The organism is Nocardiopsis sp. NPDC058789, from assembly GCF_042745575.1.
GTDB classification, from domain to species: domain Bacteria; phylum Actinomycetota; class Actinomycetes; order Streptosporangiales; family Streptosporangiaceae; genus Nocardiopsis; species Nocardiopsis eucommiae.
Map to the genome: position 1 here is coordinate 313,009 of NZ_JBHYOW010000004.1, position 16,718 is coordinate 329,726.

Annotated in this window: 8 protein-coding genes; all 8 read right to left on the reverse strand. The window is 70.3% G+C overall.

Translation table 11 applies throughout. From position 1 onward, the window contains the following. Window positions 1–5: 5 nt before the first annotated feature. The 8 genes from ACFW3L_RS07390 to ACFW3L_RS07425 all read right to left on the reverse strand — a co-directional run bounded on the left by ACFW3L_RS07390 (window position 6) and on the right by ACFW3L_RS07425 (window position 16,716). The gene (locus ACFW3L_RS07390) at window positions 6–8,039 is read right to left on the reverse strand and encodes an SDR family NAD(P)-dependent oxidoreductase (RefSeq protein WP_378737422.1); all 8,034 of its coding nucleotides are present in this window, start codon (window positions 8,037–8,039) and stop codon (window positions 6–8) included. 434 nt (window positions 8,040–8,473) lie between these two features. Next, window positions 8,474–9,739, reverse strand: coding sequence for a styrene monooxygenase/indole monooxygenase family protein (locus ACFW3L_RS07395; protein WP_378737424.1), 1,266 nt, complete (start codon window positions 9,737–9,739; stop codon window positions 8,474–8,476). A 77-nt stretch (window positions 9,740–9,816) separates the two neighbouring features. Further along, window positions 9,817–10,374, reverse strand: coding sequence for an ATP/GTP-binding protein (locus ACFW3L_RS07400; protein ID WP_110048007.1), 558 nt, complete (start codon window positions 10,372–10,374; stop codon window positions 9,817–9,819). A gap of 22 nt (window positions 10,375–10,396) precedes the next feature. After that, the gene (locus tag ACFW3L_RS07405) at window positions 10,397–10,756 is read right to left on the reverse strand and encodes a DUF742 domain-containing protein (protein WP_013151545.1); all 360 of its coding nucleotides are present in this window, start codon (window positions 10,754–10,756) and stop codon (window positions 10,397–10,399) included. 46 nt (window positions 10,757–10,802) lie between these two features. Next, window positions 10,803–11,228: a roadblock/LC7 domain-containing protein gene (locus tag ACFW3L_RS07410; protein ID WP_017543700.1), complete on the reverse strand. Its 426-nt coding sequence runs from the start codon at window positions 11,226–11,228 to the stop codon at window positions 10,803–10,805. A gap of 94 nt (window positions 11,229–11,322) precedes the next feature. Further along, a complete protein-coding gene (locus ACFW3L_RS07415) occupies window positions 11,323–13,815 on the reverse strand; it encodes an ATP-binding protein (RefSeq protein WP_378737427.1) in 2,493 nt (830 codons plus the stop codon). A gap of 901 nt (window positions 13,816–14,716) precedes the next feature. Further along, entirely contained in the window at window positions 14,717–16,528 is a 1,812-nt protein-coding gene (locus ACFW3L_RS07420) for an ABC transporter substrate-binding protein (RefSeq protein WP_378737429.1), read from the reverse strand. Further along, window positions 16,525–16,716, reverse strand: a complete 192-nt coding sequence (locus ACFW3L_RS07425) for a hypothetical protein (RefSeq protein ID WP_378737636.1) — start codon at window positions 16,714–16,716, stop codon at window positions 16,525–16,527. The genes ACFW3L_RS07420 and ACFW3L_RS07425 overlap by 4 nt, the downstream gene beginning before the upstream one ends. Window positions 16,717–16,718 lie beyond the last annotated feature (2 nt).

Sequence of the window (16,718 nt, forward strand, 5' to 3'; positions counted from 1 at the left end):
CCTCGTCATACACTCGGGCCTCGCAGAGCGAGGTTCACCAGTTCGTCGACGCCCATGGAGTCGATGGCGTCTCCGTCGCCGTCCGTGCCGGGAGGCGTGGTGGTCCGATCCTGGCCGGTCCGCCCCTCCGGCGCCGGGAGCTCCGGTGTGAGGAGTCCGGTGAGGAACCGCGCCAGCGCCCTGGGGTTGGGATGGTCGAAGACGGCCGTGGCCGGGACGCGCACACCCACCGCGGCGCTGAGCCTGTTCCGCAGTTCGACACTGGTGAGCGAGTCCGTGCCCTGTTCGGTGAAGGGCCGGTCCGGGTCGACCTCGGAGCCCGCTTCGGCCCGGTGGCCGAGCACCACGGCGGTGTGCTCGCGGACCTCGCGCAGCAGGGACCGGGAACGCTCCTCCGGGTCCATCGCCGCGAAACGCGCGGCCGGGTCGTGTTCCTCCCCGCCGCTCCCCGCCTCACCGGGTGCGCCCTTCCCCGTGACCGGGATCGGGGAGCGTTCCGAGTCGGGGTCGGGCAGGAGATCCCGGAGCACGCTGAGGCCGGGGACCGGGGAGAGCCACGCGGGCACCGCGTGCACCAGGTCCCGGGCCATGGCGGTGTCGAACAGGTCGAGGGCCGCCTCCGGCCGCATCGGCAGGAGCCCGCTCCGGCTGAGGGTGGCGAGGTCGTTCTCGTCCAGGTGGCCGGTCATGCCGCCGCCCTCCCACAGACCCCAGGACAGCGACGTGGCGGGCAGACCGGCGTCGCGCCTCACGTGCGCCAGGGCGTCACAGAAGACGTTGGCCGCGGCGTAGTTGGCCTGACCGGGGTTGCCCAGGACGCCCACGGCCGAGGAGAACAGGACGAAGGACGACAGGTCCTCGGTGAGTTCGTGCAGGTTCCAGGCTGCGTCCACCTTGGGCCGCAGCACCGCGCGCAGTTGTTCGGAGGTCAGGGCCGTGACGGTGGCGTCGTCGAGGGCCCCGGCGGCGTGCACCACGGCACGCAACGGCCGGTCAGCGGGGACCGCGTCCAGGACACGGGCCAGATCCTCGCGGTCGGCCGCGTCGCAGGAGACCACCTCCACCCGAGCTCCGAGCGCCTCCAGTTGGGCGGTGCGCTCGGCCTGCCCGGGCGTGTCGGGGCCTCGGCGCCCGAGCAACAGCAGGTTCCGGACTCCGTAGCCCGAGACCAGGTGGCGGGCCAGGCGATGGCCCAGCCCCCCGGTGCCACCCGTGACCAGGACGGTTCCTTCCCGGGGGAAGGGAGCGGGGACACGAAGGACCAGCTTGCCGACGGTCTCACCGCGTTGGAGGGCGCGCAGGGCCGTCTGTACCTCGCTCAGGTCGTACACGGTGGTGGGCAGTGGACGCAGGGCACCCTCCTCGAACAGCTCCATCACCCGAGCGAGCATGTGACCGATGCGTTCCGGATCCACGTCCGGCAGGCTGAACGCGGTGTAGGAGCAACCGGGGTGGTCGGCGGCCACGGTTTCGGCGTCGCGCACGTCGGTCTTGCCCATCTCCACGAACCGACCGCCCGGACCTCGGCCGTCACTGGGAGAGCGCAGCAGGCGCAGGGACGCGTCCACGAACTCGCCGGTCAGCGAGTTGAGGACCACGTCGACTCCCTCGCCACCGTTCGCCTCGCGCAACCTGCCCTCGAACTCCAGTGAGCGGGAGGACGCCATCCGATCCGGGGACAGGCCATGGTCCGTCAGCGCCGACCACTTGTGCGGGCTCGCGGTGCCGAACACCTTCGCGCCCATGTGGCGGGCAAGCTGGACGGCGGCGGTCCCGACCCCCCCTGCGGCCGCGTGCACCAGGACGCTCTCGCCGGGCCGCACGGCGGCCAGGTCGACCAGCCCGTGGTAGGCGCTCAGGAAGGCCACCGGGACGGCTGCCGCCTGCTCGAAACTCCAGCCCTCCGGCATGCGGGCCAACCGGGCCCGGTCGGCCACGGCGAAGGGGCCGAAGGCACCGTCGAACATGCCGACCACCCGGTCGCCGGGCGCCAGGTCCGACACTGACGAGCCGACGTCGAGAACGACTCCCGCCCCCTCGATACCGATCCCGGTCTCCCCGTCGACCAGCCCCAGGGCGACCACCACGTCCCGGAAGTTGACACCTGCGGCCCGTACGGACACGCGCACCTCCCGAGGAGCCAACGCGTCCTCCGCCTCCGGAGCGGACACCGCCTCCAGGGAGTCCAGGGAACCGGGGCTCCTCGTGTCCAGCCGCCACGACCGTGTGGAGGGGACCACCGACTCCGTCCCCGTGTCCGAGGACCGCCTCAGCCTGGGAACGAGGACGGCGCCCGAACGCAGGGCGATCTGTGGTTCGTCGAGACCGAGGGCCGCTGGCAGCATCCGATGGGACTCCTCGGAGCCGTCGGAGTCCACGAGCACCAGACGGTCGGGGAACTCGCGCTGGGCGGCTCGGAGCAGGCCCCAGACCGGAGCGGCGGCAGCACCGGGGAGCTGTTCACCGGGGAACGTGGCCACGGCCCTCCAGGTGACCAGAGCCAGGCGGGAGTCGGCGGTGCGCTCGTCCGCCAACCATGCGCGGACGGATTCCAGGCCGGACTCCAGCCCCTGGCGGACCGTGTCCGAAAGGGCGTCGCTTCCGGCGTAGACGACGTGCGCGGGCAGTTCGGTACAGACGAGCGCGGGAACCGGGGCCCCCGGTTCCAGATCCTCCAGTGAGGGCAGGGCGTGGGGACTCGGAACCTCCGCGGCCGAGCTCGACGTGGGCTCCACCCGATCCCACTGGAGCTCGTACAGTTCGGCGACCTCGCCCGGCTCCGCTTCGGGGAGGGTTTCCGCGGACAGGGGCCTCAGGGCCACCTCGTCGACGGACCAGAGCGTTCCCTCACCGTCAGGACCGGTGGCCAGCAACCGGTAGCGGTCGTCGCCCAACGGGGTGATCCGGGCCCTCAGTCGCCGGGGCGTCCGCTCGTCCTCGGCCCGAAGCAGCCGGACCCCGCTCCAGGCGAACGGCACCTGGGGCCCCCGGTGGCGCTCGGTCCCCTGGTTCCGCAGTGCGGCGTGCAGGACGGCGTCGGTCAGGGCGGGGTGGGGGCCGTGAAAGGCTTCGCTCCCGCGCACGGAGTCCGCAAGCTCGACCTCCAGGAAGAGTTCGTCCCCGTGCCGGTGCACCGACCTCAATCCGCGGAAGGCCGGACCGTAGTCGTAGCCCAGAGCCCGCAGGTGGGCGTAGTCGACCGGAATCCGCTCGGCTCCCTTCGGGGGAAGGGTACCGATGCCCGGGGCACCGTTCACCTCGGCCACTCCACCGGGGTTCGGTCCTGCGACGAGGCCGGAGGCGTACCGCACCCACGAGGCGTCGTCCGTCTCGCGGCGCGCGTACACGTTGACCTCGCTGTGTCCCTGGGGGTCGCGAGCACCGACGATGATCTGGATCTCGGCGGCTCCGGCCCACGCCAGGGTCAGGGGGGCCTCCAGCACCAGGTCGGTGACGGTGTCCGCGCCGACGGCCGCCCCCGCCCCGGAGACCAGGTCCACCACCGCCGTACCGGGGAGCATCACCCTTCCGAGCACGCGGTGGTCCGCCGCCCAGGGGTGAAGGGAGACGGAGACCCTGCCCCGGAACACCGTTCCCCCGTCGGCGAGGCTGAGGCCGTCGTCGAGCAGGGACTCCACCGATTCCACCGGAGGGGCCTCGGGCCCGCTCGGCAGCAGCCAGTGGCGGGAGCGTCGGAAGGGGTCGTCCGGCACCGTGACCGGGGCACCCTCGTCGGCCACCCCCTCAAGCACGACGTGCGCGTTGGTCCCGCTGATCCCGAAGGAGGACACCGCGGCCCGGCGGGGCCGCCCGGTGTCCGGCCACGCGACCTCCTCGGACAGCAGGCGTACGCCGCTGTCACGCCACACCACGCGGTCCGTGGGCTCCTCGGCGTGCAGGGTCCGGGGCAGGCGGCCGTGGCGGAGCGCCTCCACGGTCTTGATCACCCCGGCCACGCCCGCCGCCGCCTGGGCGTGGCCGATGTTGGACTTGAGGGAACCCAGCAGGAGGTCGTGTTCGCGTTCGCCGCCGTACACCGACATCAGCGCGGTGGCCTCGATGGGGTCTCCGAGGCGTGTTCCCGTGCCGTGTGCCTCGACCGCGTCCACCTCACCGGGGTCGAGTTCCGCGGCTGCGAGGGCCTGGCGGATCACCCGTTCCTGGGCCTCGGGGTTGGGTGCGGTCAGTCCGTTGGAGGCGCCGTCGGAGTTGACCGCACTGCCGCGCAGCAGCGCCAGCACCGGCCGACCGTTGCGACGCGCCTGGGAGGCCCGTTCCAGCAGGAGGACACCGGCCCCCTCGGCCCAGGCGGTCCCCTCGGCCCCGGCGCCGAACGCACGGCAGCGACCGTCCGCGGAGAGCCCGCGCTGGGCGGAGAACTCCAGGAACATGCCGGGGGTGGCCATGACGGTGGCGCCCCCGGCCAGGGCCATGGAGCACTCCCCCCGCCTCAGGGCGGAGGCCGCCTGGTGGAGGGCCACCAGCGAGCCCGAGCAGGCGGTGTCGATGGTCAGGGCGGGTCCGTGGAGACCGAGCACGTAGGCGATGCGGCCGGACGCCACACTCAGGGTGCTCCCTGTCAGTCGGTACCCACCGTCCGCGTTGTTGGCGGGATCGGCCAGACGGGCGCCGTACTCGGTGGGCATCGCGCCCACGAACACGCCCACCTGTTCTCCGCGCAGGCTGGCGGGATCCATTCCGGCCCGTTGGATGGCCTCCCACGAGGTCTCCAGCAGCAACCGCTGCTGCGGGTCCATGGCGTCGGCCTCACGGGGGCTGATCCCGAAGAAGCCGGGGTCGAAGAGGTCGGCGTCGTGGAGGAACCCGCCGTTGCGCGTGTAGGTGCGTCCCGGGGTTCCGGGTTCGGGGTCGTAGAGGGCGTCCAGGTCCCAGCCCCGGTTGTCCGGGAAGGGACCGATGGCGTCGGTGCCCTCCTCCACCAGTCGCCACAGCTGTTCCGGGGAGCGAACGCCGCCGGGCAGGCGGCAGGCCATCGCGGTGATGGCGATCGGATCGTCGTCGACCGTCCCGGGCACGAACGCGGAGACGGTCGCGGCCGGACGCGTCGTGGCTTCGGGGCGCGCGGCGACCGTGGGACTCTCGCCCAGTTCCTTCGCGACGTGCTCGGCCAGGGCCACCGCGGTGGGGAGCTCGAAGAGGACGGAGTCCTCCAACCGGACACCGGTCTCGTCCTCCACCAGATCAGCCAGTTCCAGCAGCATGATCGAGTCGAAGCCGAGGTCGCGGAAGGCCCGTCGTTCGTCAGCGGGCGTGAGCGTGTCCAGCTCCAGGACCCTGGCGCACAGCGAGGTCACCAGACCGACGGTCCCACCGCTCTCCGGGGCCTCTCCCCGGCCCTCGGCGGTCACCACGGCCTCCCGGGGCTCGACGGCGGGGACCGACTCCGGCCAGTACCTGGTCCGTTGGAAGGGATAGGTGGGCAGGTCGATCCGGTGGGCTCCCGCCCCCCGGAACAGGCTTCGCCAGTCCACGTCCAGGCCCGAGGTGAAGGCCTGAGCGGCGGCGGTGAGCAGTTGGGCCGTGTCCCCGTGGGCACGGCGCAGGGTCGCCAGGACCGAGCCCGGCGACTCGTGCGCGGCGAGCACACCCTCGATCCCGTGAGCCAGCACGGGGTGCGGACCGACTTCGATGAACGTCGTGTGGCCGTCGGCGACGGCCGCCGAGACGGTCTCGGCGAAGCGGACCGGGTGACGCAGACCCTCGTACCAGTACTGTCCGTCCATGATCGGGCCGTCAGTGCCGAGCTCCCCGCCGGTGAGGGTCGACAGCACCGGTGTCCGGGCCTCGCGTGGTGAGATCCCCTCCAACTGTTCCAGGAGGGTCTCGCGAACTCTCTCGACGTGCACCGAGTGCGAGGCGTAGTCGACGTCCACCAGGGCCGCGTGCACACCCGCGTCCACACAGTGGTCCACGGCGGCACGGACGGACGTCGGGGATCCCGAGACCACCACGGACTCGGGCCCGTTCACAGCGGCCAGGTGGAGGTCGGGCAGGTCCTCCAGGAGTTCCCCGGCCCGCTCCGGCGAGACGCCGAGCGAGGCCATGGCGCCGCTGCCGCCGAGGGTGACGAGCGCCTGGCTGCGCAGGGCCACGACCTTGGCGGCGTCGTCCAGGGTCAGGACCCCGGCCACATGGGCCGCCGCGATCTCCCCCTGGGAGTGGCCGATCACGGCGGCGGGGCGCACCCCCATGGCCTCCCACACCCGGGCCAGGGCGACCATGACCGCCCACAGGACCGGCTGCACCACGTCCACGCGCGCCCCGGGGCCGACGTAGCGCGGCGCCCCCGGCTCGCCGCGCAACACACGGCTGAGTGACCACTCCACATGGGGGTCCAGCGCGCGCTCGCACTCACGCAGCCGCCGACCGAAGATCCTCGCCAGACGGCCGTCGCCGTCCAGGAGCGAGCGCGCCATCCCCTCCCACTGTCCGCCCTGCCCCGGGAAGACCATGACCGGTCCACGTCCGTCCCGTACCGCCGTCGGAGCGCCGGAAGGACGGATCGACTCCAGTTCACGGGTGCCGCTGCCGCCAGCGGCCAGGATGACCGCCCTGTGGTCCATCACGGTGCGGGTGCTGACGAGGGAGTAGCCGACGTCCTCCGGGCGTAGACCGGGACGCTTCGACACGAAGGAGTGCAGGACCGACGCCTGGGCGCGCAGGGCACTCTCCGAGCTCGCGGACAGGACCCACGGCACGGGGTCCAGAGCCCCCTCCCCCGGCGACTGCCGCGGGGTGTCGGGGGAGCGCCGAGGCGGAGGCGGCGCCAGGACGAGGTGGCAGTTGGTGCCGCCCATGCCGAAGGAGGACACCCCGGCCAACGGGGTGTCGGTCGGCCAGGGCTCCCGCGCGGTCTGCGGCAGCAGCCCCAGGCCCTCCAGGTCGATCGCGGGGTTGGGTGCGGAGAAGTTCCGGGTGGGGGGCAGGAGTCCGTGGGAGAGGCTGAGCACCACCTTGAGCAGGCCCACGATTCCGGCCGCCCCCTCCAGGTGCCCGACGTTCGTCTTGGCCGAGCCCACCCGCACGGGTGCGGGGCGCCCGGCGAAGACCGAGCCGAGAGCGGCGGCCTCGACCGGGTCACCGGCCGGTGTGCCCGTGCCATGCAGCTCCACGTAGCCCACATGGGCGGGGTCGATCCCGGCCCGGCGGTGCGCCGCGCGCACGACCTCCGCCTGTCCCTCTGCCTCCGGTCGTGCGAGGAAGGCGGTGGAGCCGGAGTTGTTGACGGCCCCACCGGAGAGCACCGCGTGCACGTGGTCTCCGTCCGCCAGCGCCCGGTCGAACGGCTTGAGTGCGATGACGACGCCGCCCTCGCCCCGGACGTAACCATTGGCGCGGGAGTCGAAGGTGTAGCAGTGTCCGTCGGGCGAGAGCCCGCCGAACTGCTCCACGTACTCGGTGCTCTGGGGCAGGAGGATGAGGTTGACACCCCCGGCCAGCGCGAGGTCGCACTCACCGCTGCGGAGGCTCTCCATCGCCGCGTGCACGCTCACCAGGGACGAGGACTGCCCGCTGTCCACGGTCATGCTCGGCCCGCGCAGGCCGAGAGTGTAGGAGACCCGATTGGCGATCATTCCGCGCTGGCCGCCGGTGAGGCTGTGGTGCGAGGCGGGCACGTCGCGCAGGAGGTGCGCGTAGTCCGAGGAGATCGCTCCGGTGAACACGCCGGTCCGGGAGCCGTGCAGGCTGTCGGGGGCGGTGCGCGAGTTCTCGATCGCCTCCCAGCTCAGTTCGAGCATGAGCCGCTGCTGGGGGTCCATGGCCACGGCCTCGCGTGGGGAGACCCCGAAGAACGCGGCGTCGAAGTCCTCCGCGCGGTCCAGGTAGCCGCCCCAGTGGTGGTCCCGCTGGGAGGAGGTCCAGCCGAGGCGCTCGGGCGGCGGGGAGATGGCCTCCCGCCCCTCGCACAGCAACCGCCAGAAGGAGTCGGGGGTCGAGGCTCCGGGGAGGCGACAGGCCAGCCCCACCACGGCTATGGGCGCGCGGGAGACGTCGCCGCCGTCAGCATCCCTGGTCATCGCGTTCCTCCGGTCGAACTCGACGTCCTCACCCCGAACGGGTCCTGGCCCGGGGCATGTTACGGGGTCGACCCGCGGTCTCGCGTGGGTGGAGTCGCACCGCCGTGTCCGCGAAGGTCGGATCGGTGGGCCACCAGCACGAGTTCCCCGATCGGGCTCCGCGTTCGGGAACCCGGATGGCCGACCGAAGGGACGGGCAGGCCGCACACGGCTTCGTGAACGCCTGGAGCAGACGCCCCACATGCGCTTTTGAGCCATACGCAGAGGGGATCGTATCGACGATTCAGGACAGATGACAACGGAACACTTATTTTCGGTCATTTATTTGACCGAATTAAGAACATGACGAAAATGGGGACTTCGTGATCTTGTTACCAAAAGGAAATGCCCGATGTCCGCGGACATCGGGCACTGCGAGGCGGGCTCGTAACGGGTCAACCCCCGTTGCGCGCCCGGACCTCGGCCATGTACTTCTTGGACTCCTCCGGGTCGAGGAGCCAAGACGCGAAGTCAGGAGGATAGTCCCAGCCCTGGATCCAGCGGTCGGCGACCTCCGCGTGCGTCGAGGCCGTCTCGACCAGCTCATAGAAGTGGGCGGGCAGGTCACCCTGGTCCCACAACGTGGAATTCATCTCGGACCACATCTGGTTGTGCAGACCGAATTCCCAGAACCTGTCGAAGGTCCTCACCAGGAAGTCCTCGTCGAACTGGCGCTCACCGTGTTCGATGATGGCCTCCAGGTAGGCCTTCGCGCACCGAGTGGAATTGTTCCAGCTCTGACCCACGTAGGGGTCCATGGTGACGACGACGTCCGCCATCCCGAGGACCTTCCCACCGGACGGCAGCGTGCCCACGGGGTTGCGCACCTGCGGGGTCAGGTCCTCGATCAGGGTGCTGCGGCCACCCTCCACCAGCTGGGCGTCCTTGACCCGCTCGTAGTACTCCGGGGAGTACTGGCGAAGCAGGTCCTTCATGCGGCGCAGCTGCTCCTCGGGGCCCGGCCGGTCCGGCCAGGCGTCCATGGGGCCACCGCGCTTGTCCACCATGAGCAGGTTGTGGCACGGGCCGTCCTGGCTCAGCATGGGGATGAAGATGGTGTTCCCGGCCTCGCGGGCGGAGCAGGCCCAACCGACGTTGTCGTCGTCCTCGGAACTCGGCCAGACGTCGTAGATCTGGGCCTGCGCGATGGAGCGGGGGCGGGCTCCGGTGAACCGGCTCTCGTCGTAGTCGAAGAGCTGGCCGAGTTCCCCGTGGCCGACCGCGACGACGATGAGGTCGAACATGCGGGAGAAGTAGTCGAGATCCGTCACGGTGACACCGTGGATGACCACCTTGCCGCCACGGTCCTCGAAGAACTCCAGCCAGTCGGCCATCTTGACCCTGCGGTCCACGGCCACCATGTAGTCGTTGGCCTTGCCGGTCCGCCCCTTGAGGGAGAGCGTCGATCGGTCCGCCCCGGGATACAGGTGGATGCGCTGTTGCCGGATCTGGGGGCTGAGGGCGCTCCAGAGATCCAGTTCGTACTCGCGCTCGTAGTCCAGGGCGGTCGGGAAGGTGAACTGAGTGACTGACGGCCGCCCCGTCCGGATCTCCGTGGAGGACTGCCCCGTGATCACCGTGACGTCGTAGCCATGGGTCAGGAGACCGTGGGCCAGGTGCAGGCCGGCGTGGCCAGCGCCGACGATAAGGATCTTGCGCATTGTGTCGCTAACTTTCCTGGGAATCTACGGGGCCGCGGGGAGGATCGGTCAGGGGGAGACCGAACGCCCCCCGCCTGTCAGGCGACGGGCTCACTCGCTCGGTTGTGCTCCAGCGCGTACCGCAACAGGGTCTTGAGCACGTCGCCGCCGGACATCCTGTGTCGGGCGTCGAAGTCGATGATGGGCACCTCCGGGCTGACCTCCAGAGCCTCACGGACCTGCTCGGCGGTGTAGTCCAGGTGGCCCTCGAACTTGTTCAGCGCGACGATGTAGGGGATCCGCTTGTTGGTCTCGAAGTAGTCGACCGCGTCGAAGGAGTCCGCGAGCCTCCGGCAGTCGACCACGACGACGGCGCCCACGGCGCCGCGGACCAGATCGTCCCACATGAACCAGAACCGGGCCTGTCCCGGTGTGCCGAACATGTACATGACCAGTTCGTCGTCGATGGTGATGCGGCCGAAGTCCATCGCGACGGTGGTCGTCGTCTTGTCGGGTGTGACCGAGGTGTCGTCGTGTCCGACGCTGGCCTCGGTCATGATCGCTTCAGTCGTGACCGGCGGAATCTCCGACACCGAGCGCACCAAGGTCGTCTTGCCGGCACCGAAGCCACCGGCGATGACGATCTTGCTCGACATCTTCTTGCGATTCGACCTGTTGTCACTGGAAAAGTCGTTCGAGACCACGAAGAGCCCTCTCCAGAACCTGGTTTTCGGACGGACTGCTGCCGGTGATGGTCGGGTGGATGTAGACCAGGTCCTGCTCGGCCAGGTCACTGACCAGAACCTGTGTCACACCCAGGGGGATGTTCAACTCGGCCGACACCTCAGCGAGAGACCGCGTCTCCCGGCACAGTTTGTAGATACTGATCGACTCCGGCATGAGGGTGCCAGGAGGTTCCTGCCCGGGCTCGGACGTCGAGACCAGGGTCTGCACCATCAGCGGATGCCGTGACCGCGTCCGCCCACCCGTGAAGGTGAACGGGCGAACACGGTTACTCCTTCGCCTGCGGAAGCTCATAGCCGCGGCAACCTCATTCCTGCCGAACCGTTACGGGTCACCGTCGTCAGTTCTGGATGACCTCGCGCAGCTGCGAGCGCAACTGCGGAGTGAGCACGTGGGCGACGTTGTCCACGAGCTTCGCCATCTGGAAACCGACGATCTTCAGCTCGGTACCGGGTGCGGTGAGCACCGCCATGCAGGAACCGTCGCTGATGGCCATGATGAACAGGTGGCCGTGGTTGAAGCGCACCAGGAGCTGTTCGCACTCCCCCCGCTGGAACAGGCTGGCACCGCCGACCGCGAGGCTGTGCAGCCCGCTCGCGATGGCGGCCAGCTGCTCGGCGTGCACCTCGGGGAAGTCACTGGAGTGGGTCAGGACCAGGCCGTCCGAGGACACCACGACGGCGTGCTCGACACCGCGCACGTCCCGGACGAACCGGTCGATGAGCCACGAGAAGTTCTCAACGCTGTCGTTCGTGGATTCAGTCATGGTTGTGCTCTACCTGCCTCGGCCGAAGGTCGTGTTCGCTGGGGGTCTGGGGTGCGGGAACCCGGACGGGACTCCCGGGCCCCCGATGGGAGGGTCATTCCTTGTCGTCCTCAAGCTCCTCGCCGTCGAGCGCGGCGCGTTCCCCGTCGAGGAAGTCACCGAGCTCGTCACGGATCTGCTCCGCACGGGCCTCGCCGGTGAGTCGGGGCGGCGTGTCGCCCCGGCCCTTCGGCGGGGGCGGCGGGTTCTCGGACAGTGCGTCCGGGTGCGGCAGCATCCGCAGCGGCGAACCGTGCGGGGTGGCGCTGCGCCGGGGCAGACCCGCCGAGGTGACCGCGGAGTTCCCTCCGGGAGCGGGCTTCGGCGGGGCCGTGGGGCTACTGGTGCCCTTGACCGCACGGTTCTCGGAAGGCTGCTGAGGGATCGGGCCGGTCGAGGTCACGGGCGCGCTCGTGCTGGGAATCGTGGCGGTGCGGGGCTGCCCGGGCGTCCGGGGGGTGGCCACGCGCAGGAGTTCCTGGGGAACGATGGTGTAGGCGCTGACCCCTCGGAAGGAGCGGGACTCCAGCCTGGTCTCCAGGTTGTGCTTCCGCGCGATCCGGCTGGCCACGTAGAGGCCCATGTGCTTGGGCACCTCGTCGTCCAGGACGGGCTCGCCGTCCAGACGGCTGTTGAGTTCCCGCAACTGGGCCTCGGGGATGCCCACGCCCTCGTCCTCGACGACGATCATGAGGCGGCCGTCGTCCAGTTCGCGGGCGCTGATCACCACCTGCGAGTGCTCGGGCGAGTTCGCGGTGGCGTTGTCCAGCAGCTCGGCCAGGAGGTGGCTGATGTCGTCGGCGGCCAGACCGGTGATGGAGGCCTGCGGGATCTTGCCCAGGCTGACCCTGGGGTAGTCCTTGATCTCCGAGGTCGCGGCGCGGGCGACGTCGAGCAGCGGCACGATCTCGTCGTGGGCGTCGGACTCGCCCCCGTCGTGCCCGGTCAGCACCAGGAAGTTCTCGCCGTTGCGTCGCATACGGGTCGCGAAGTTGTCGATCTGGAAGAGCTTGTCGAGCAGGTCCGGGTCCTGGGCGCCGGTCTCCAGGGCCTCGACCATCTCCAGCAGGGCGTCGACCAGGGAGAGGTCGCGCATGGCCAGACCTGCCAGCGCCTCGTTGAGGAGGTCTCCCCGGAGCCCGTCCTCGGTCGGGGCGACGGCCCCGACCGCCTCGGCGGGCGTGTCCTCGACGCTCTCCGTGGCGGGTGCGTCGGCGACGGCCGTGCCGCCCTGCTCCCGCGCGGGGGCCTCGGGCTCGGCCGACTCCTTGGCCGGTTCGGTGGCGGTGTCCGCGTCCGTCCCGGTCTCGGAGCGGGTGAGCGCCCGGTCCTGGCCGATCTCCGGGGAGACGGACGGCTCGGCGCGCTCGGAGAAGAGCGTGGCGGCCGACTCGGCGGTGATCACCTGCGGCTGCTGGCCAGCGGCGAGCACGATCACGTGCTGGACCGGCTGGCCGTAGGGGTTCATCTGCCCGTAGGGCGGGAACTGGCCCGGGTAGACCACCGGCTGGCCCGGAAGGACGTAGCCGGGAGGCTGGTAGGGCAGCGGGTAGGCGCTCTGGTACGGCATCGGCGGCGGGTAGGGCGCGTAGTGCGGCGCGGGCGGCTGCGCGGCGTATCCGGCGTACGGGGCGGGCGGGTGGCTCTGGGCCTCGTGCGGCGGCTGGTAGCCGGGCGGCACGGCCTCCGGACGGCCGTAGCCGTATCCCGGGTATCCCTGGCCCTGGGGGCTCTGCTCGGGGTGACCGGGGCGCTCCTGGTAGCCGCCGTGGTCGCGACGGTAACGGGGCTCCTGGTAACCGTAGGGCTCCGGGTACCCCTGGGAGGGCTGGTGGTTCCGTGCGCCCGGGTGCTGGGGGTGGCCGCCGTGCTCCGGGTGGCCCTGGTAACCGTACGGGGCCTGGGGGTCCTGCGCGCTCGGACGGTACTCCTGTCCCTGCTCCGACCCCTGGGGGTGGGCGGGGGCGGGGCGACGCTGCTCGTAAGGCGCGGGCGCGGGGTCGCCCAGAGGGGCCGTCCACTGAGCACGGGGCTCAGCGGGGTCGTCCGCGGGCCGGCGCGCCTCGGCGGGTGCCGTGAAGCGCTGGGCGCTGGCGGTCTCGGGCGCCCCTGACGTGCTTCGGGGAGGTTCCGTCCTCGCGGTCTCATGGGCGGCGCGCGGGCCCGGCGTGTGCCGTGGCGCGGCCGTGGCGTCCGGCGTGGCCGGTGCCGTGGGTGACACAGGGGCCTCGGGCCGCTCTGCGTGCTCTGAAGGTGTGGGGCTGTCGGTCATGGTGTCCGTGGTGGCGGGGATGTGTGGGCTGCGCGGTTCCGGCTCGTTGAGCCCGACTCCGCGCCACTGGCCGACCTGGTTGGCACCGGTGTCGACGTCGTCGATCTCCAGGCTCCGGGTCGTGTAGGGGTTGGGGACGCTCACCCGCGAGGTGGGACGGTAACCGTTCTCGGCGGACGCGGAGAAGGGTCCGGTGGGGGGCTCCGTCGCGGCTGTCTCCTCGCCGTCCGACGTTCGGTCGGGGTTCTGCGAGTGCGGATGCACGGGCTGATGCACGGGATTTCCTTGCTCGGTCTCCGGTGACGGGGGTTCCTGGGACTTGACCATCCGGGAGATGGCTCGGCGGAACCTTCCTTCGCGCCTGGCTCCACGCCCCTCCTCCGTCGACATCATCTTGGCCAGGGAGTGGTCATCGCGTTCCTGCGGTGACGCCTGTGCCACAATCTCGTCTCCTCGCATCAGGTGGGCGGATGGCGGTGGCCCCGCACCACCGCCCTGACCAGGGAGGAAATCGCTTCTCGGTCCTTTCGGCCCGTGAGACGACCAGACGTCCCGAACGCCGGGGGGACGCCTCGACGGTTCTCGCGGGAGAGGGATCGTGGTGTGCGGCCGGGGTCGGCGGAGGGCGCCGATCCGGGGGACAAGTGTCCCCGCTCCGCACAATTCCCGTACTTCCACCGGGAACCGTCGTTCGGTTCGTCAGACTAACAAAGGACGCCCAGCTTGACAGAAGAATCGAAGATCCGACGAAGGGGCACCGAGCCCGACCCTGGTGACGTGCGAGAACACTCGAAAATACGCCACTCGGACCAGAGCAGAAGACGTGCTTTTGTCATGAAATGTCTGATTCTTGCCGGGTGTCACCTCCTTGGGAGGATACTCCGTGTCGACCCCGGGAGGGACGTCCGGATATCGATCCCGACCCCCGCCACACCTACCGTGAACAGCGACGACACACCTTTCCAGAAGGGTTGATCGCCGACAGAACTGATGTGCCGTAATGCCTCGTCGAGCGGTACGGTCTTGGTCACACCAGGGACGGGCTCGCTCCGGCCACCGCGTCGGCCACCACACGGTGCGGTCCGGGCACACCGGCGGGGGCGGGGCCCACAGGCACCCGCCCCCGCCCGGGACCGGCCCGGTCACCCCCGGCTCACCACCGGGGGTCGTCCGTCGCTCAGCCCTCGACCGGCTCCAGCTCGCCCTTGATCAGCGCCAGGATGACGTGGTTGTCCTGGTACTGCTCGTTCTGCGAGGTGGGGGTGTCCGTCGGGAACTCCTTCACGCGGATGCCCTCGACCGCCGGGGCGAGGTACTTGTAGGTCCAGATCGGGATGCGCGGCAGGAGCTCGTTGAAGACGATCGCGAGTGTCTTCAGGGCCTCCTTCTGCTCCTCCTCGGTCTCGGCCCGCTGGGCGGTGTCCACCAGCTCCTCGATGTCCACGTCACCCTGCGAGGGGCTCTCGACCTGGAGTTCGAACCCCTGGCCCGGGGAGTCCTCGGTCCGGGCGTTCTCGGTCAGGAAGTTCATCTGGAAGGCACCCCAGTAGTCGGGCTGCTCCGGGTTGCCCCAGTGGCGCACGGCCACCTCGAAGTCACCGGCTCCCCAGATGCCCCACGGGTTGTCCTCGGGGACGTTGCGCGCCTCGGTCTTGATGCCGAAGGCGTTCCAGGCCTCCTCGACCTGTGAGGCGGTCAGCTCGAAGTCACCCCAGCCCGCGACACCGATGACCTCGAAGCTGGCCTCCTCGCCGTCCGGGAGGAGCCACCTGCCGCCCTCCTTGGTCCAGCCCGCGTCCTCCAGCAGCTCCGTGGCCTTGTCCAGGTCCTGGTCGAAGGTCTCGAAGTCCGCCAGCTCCTCCGACGTGAGGATCTCCTCGGCCTGGATGTCGGCCAGACCCGCGTAGTGGGTGACGCGGCTGTAGCCCTCGCCCCGGGCCACCTGGCCGATCTGGTCGCCGTCGAGGACGTAGGCCAGCGCCTTGCGCACGCGCACGTCCTGGACCTCGGGCTTGGCCTTGTGGTTGAACATGATGCCGCAGCCGTCGTAGCCCGCGTGCTCGACCCAGCGGAAGCCCTCGACGCTCTGGAAGGCCTGCTGGTCGGCGGCGGAGGGGGCCAGGCTGGAGTAGTCCACCTCGCCCTGCTGGACCAGCAGCGCCGACTGCCGGTTGTCACCCTTGTGGACGACGACCTCGTCGAACCTCACCTCGGTGCCCTGGTAGCCGTTCTCGTTGCGCACCAGCGTGATGCGCGCGTCCGACATCTGCGCCTCGTCGAACATGTACGGGCCGCTGCACACGATCTCGTCCGGGTTGAACTCGATGAACCCGGAGTTCCACTCGGCGTGCTCGTCGTCGCCCTGCCGGACGCCGTCGTTGACCATCTCGACCGCCCGCTCACCGAAGTCCGCGTAGGTGACCTTCGAGACGATCCGGTGCTTGACGATGCTGCGCTCGATGTTGGGGAAGGGGTTCTCGAACCCGAGGCGCACGCTGAGGTCGTCCAGCTTCTCCAGGTCCTGGACCTGGGGGAAGCCGAAGCCCCACGGCGGGGCCTCCAGGACGCGCATGGCGTAGCTGCGGATCATGTCGTCCGCGTTCAGGTCGGTGCCGTCGCTCCACTTCAGCCCGGAGCGCAGGGTCATGACGAGGTCGTCGCCGTCCCACTCGTGGCCCTCCAGCAGGAGGTAGTCCCACTCGTGGTCGGCCCAGTTGTAGACGCCGCCCGGACAGAGGAACAGGTCCTTGTAGACCGAGTTGAGCAGCAGCGCGCCGTCCTCGCGGTGGACGTTGCGCGTCATGGAGTCGAGGTCGTAGTCGAAGACCCCGGTGAACTGAGTGGCGTCGGAGTTCCCGCCGCCGTCGGCGGAACAGGCGGACAGCAGACCCGCGCCGGCCACCCCGACCGTGCTGAAACCGACGGCCTTGAGGAGCCGCCTTCTGCTCAGATCGTTCAGGATCGCGTTGCGCGAGGGGGTGGAGGTCATTCTTGACGCTTCCTTTCCAGAAGGACGGCGAGCAGACCGAGGGAGAGAACGGCCAGGCCGACACCGACGGTGACGACGCTGATGACGAACTCGGCTGTGCCGGGGGATGTGATGACGACCATGAGGGTGCAGGCGAGGGTGAGGAACGCTCCGACGAACAGGCCGAAGCGTCCGATGAGCAACAGCAGCT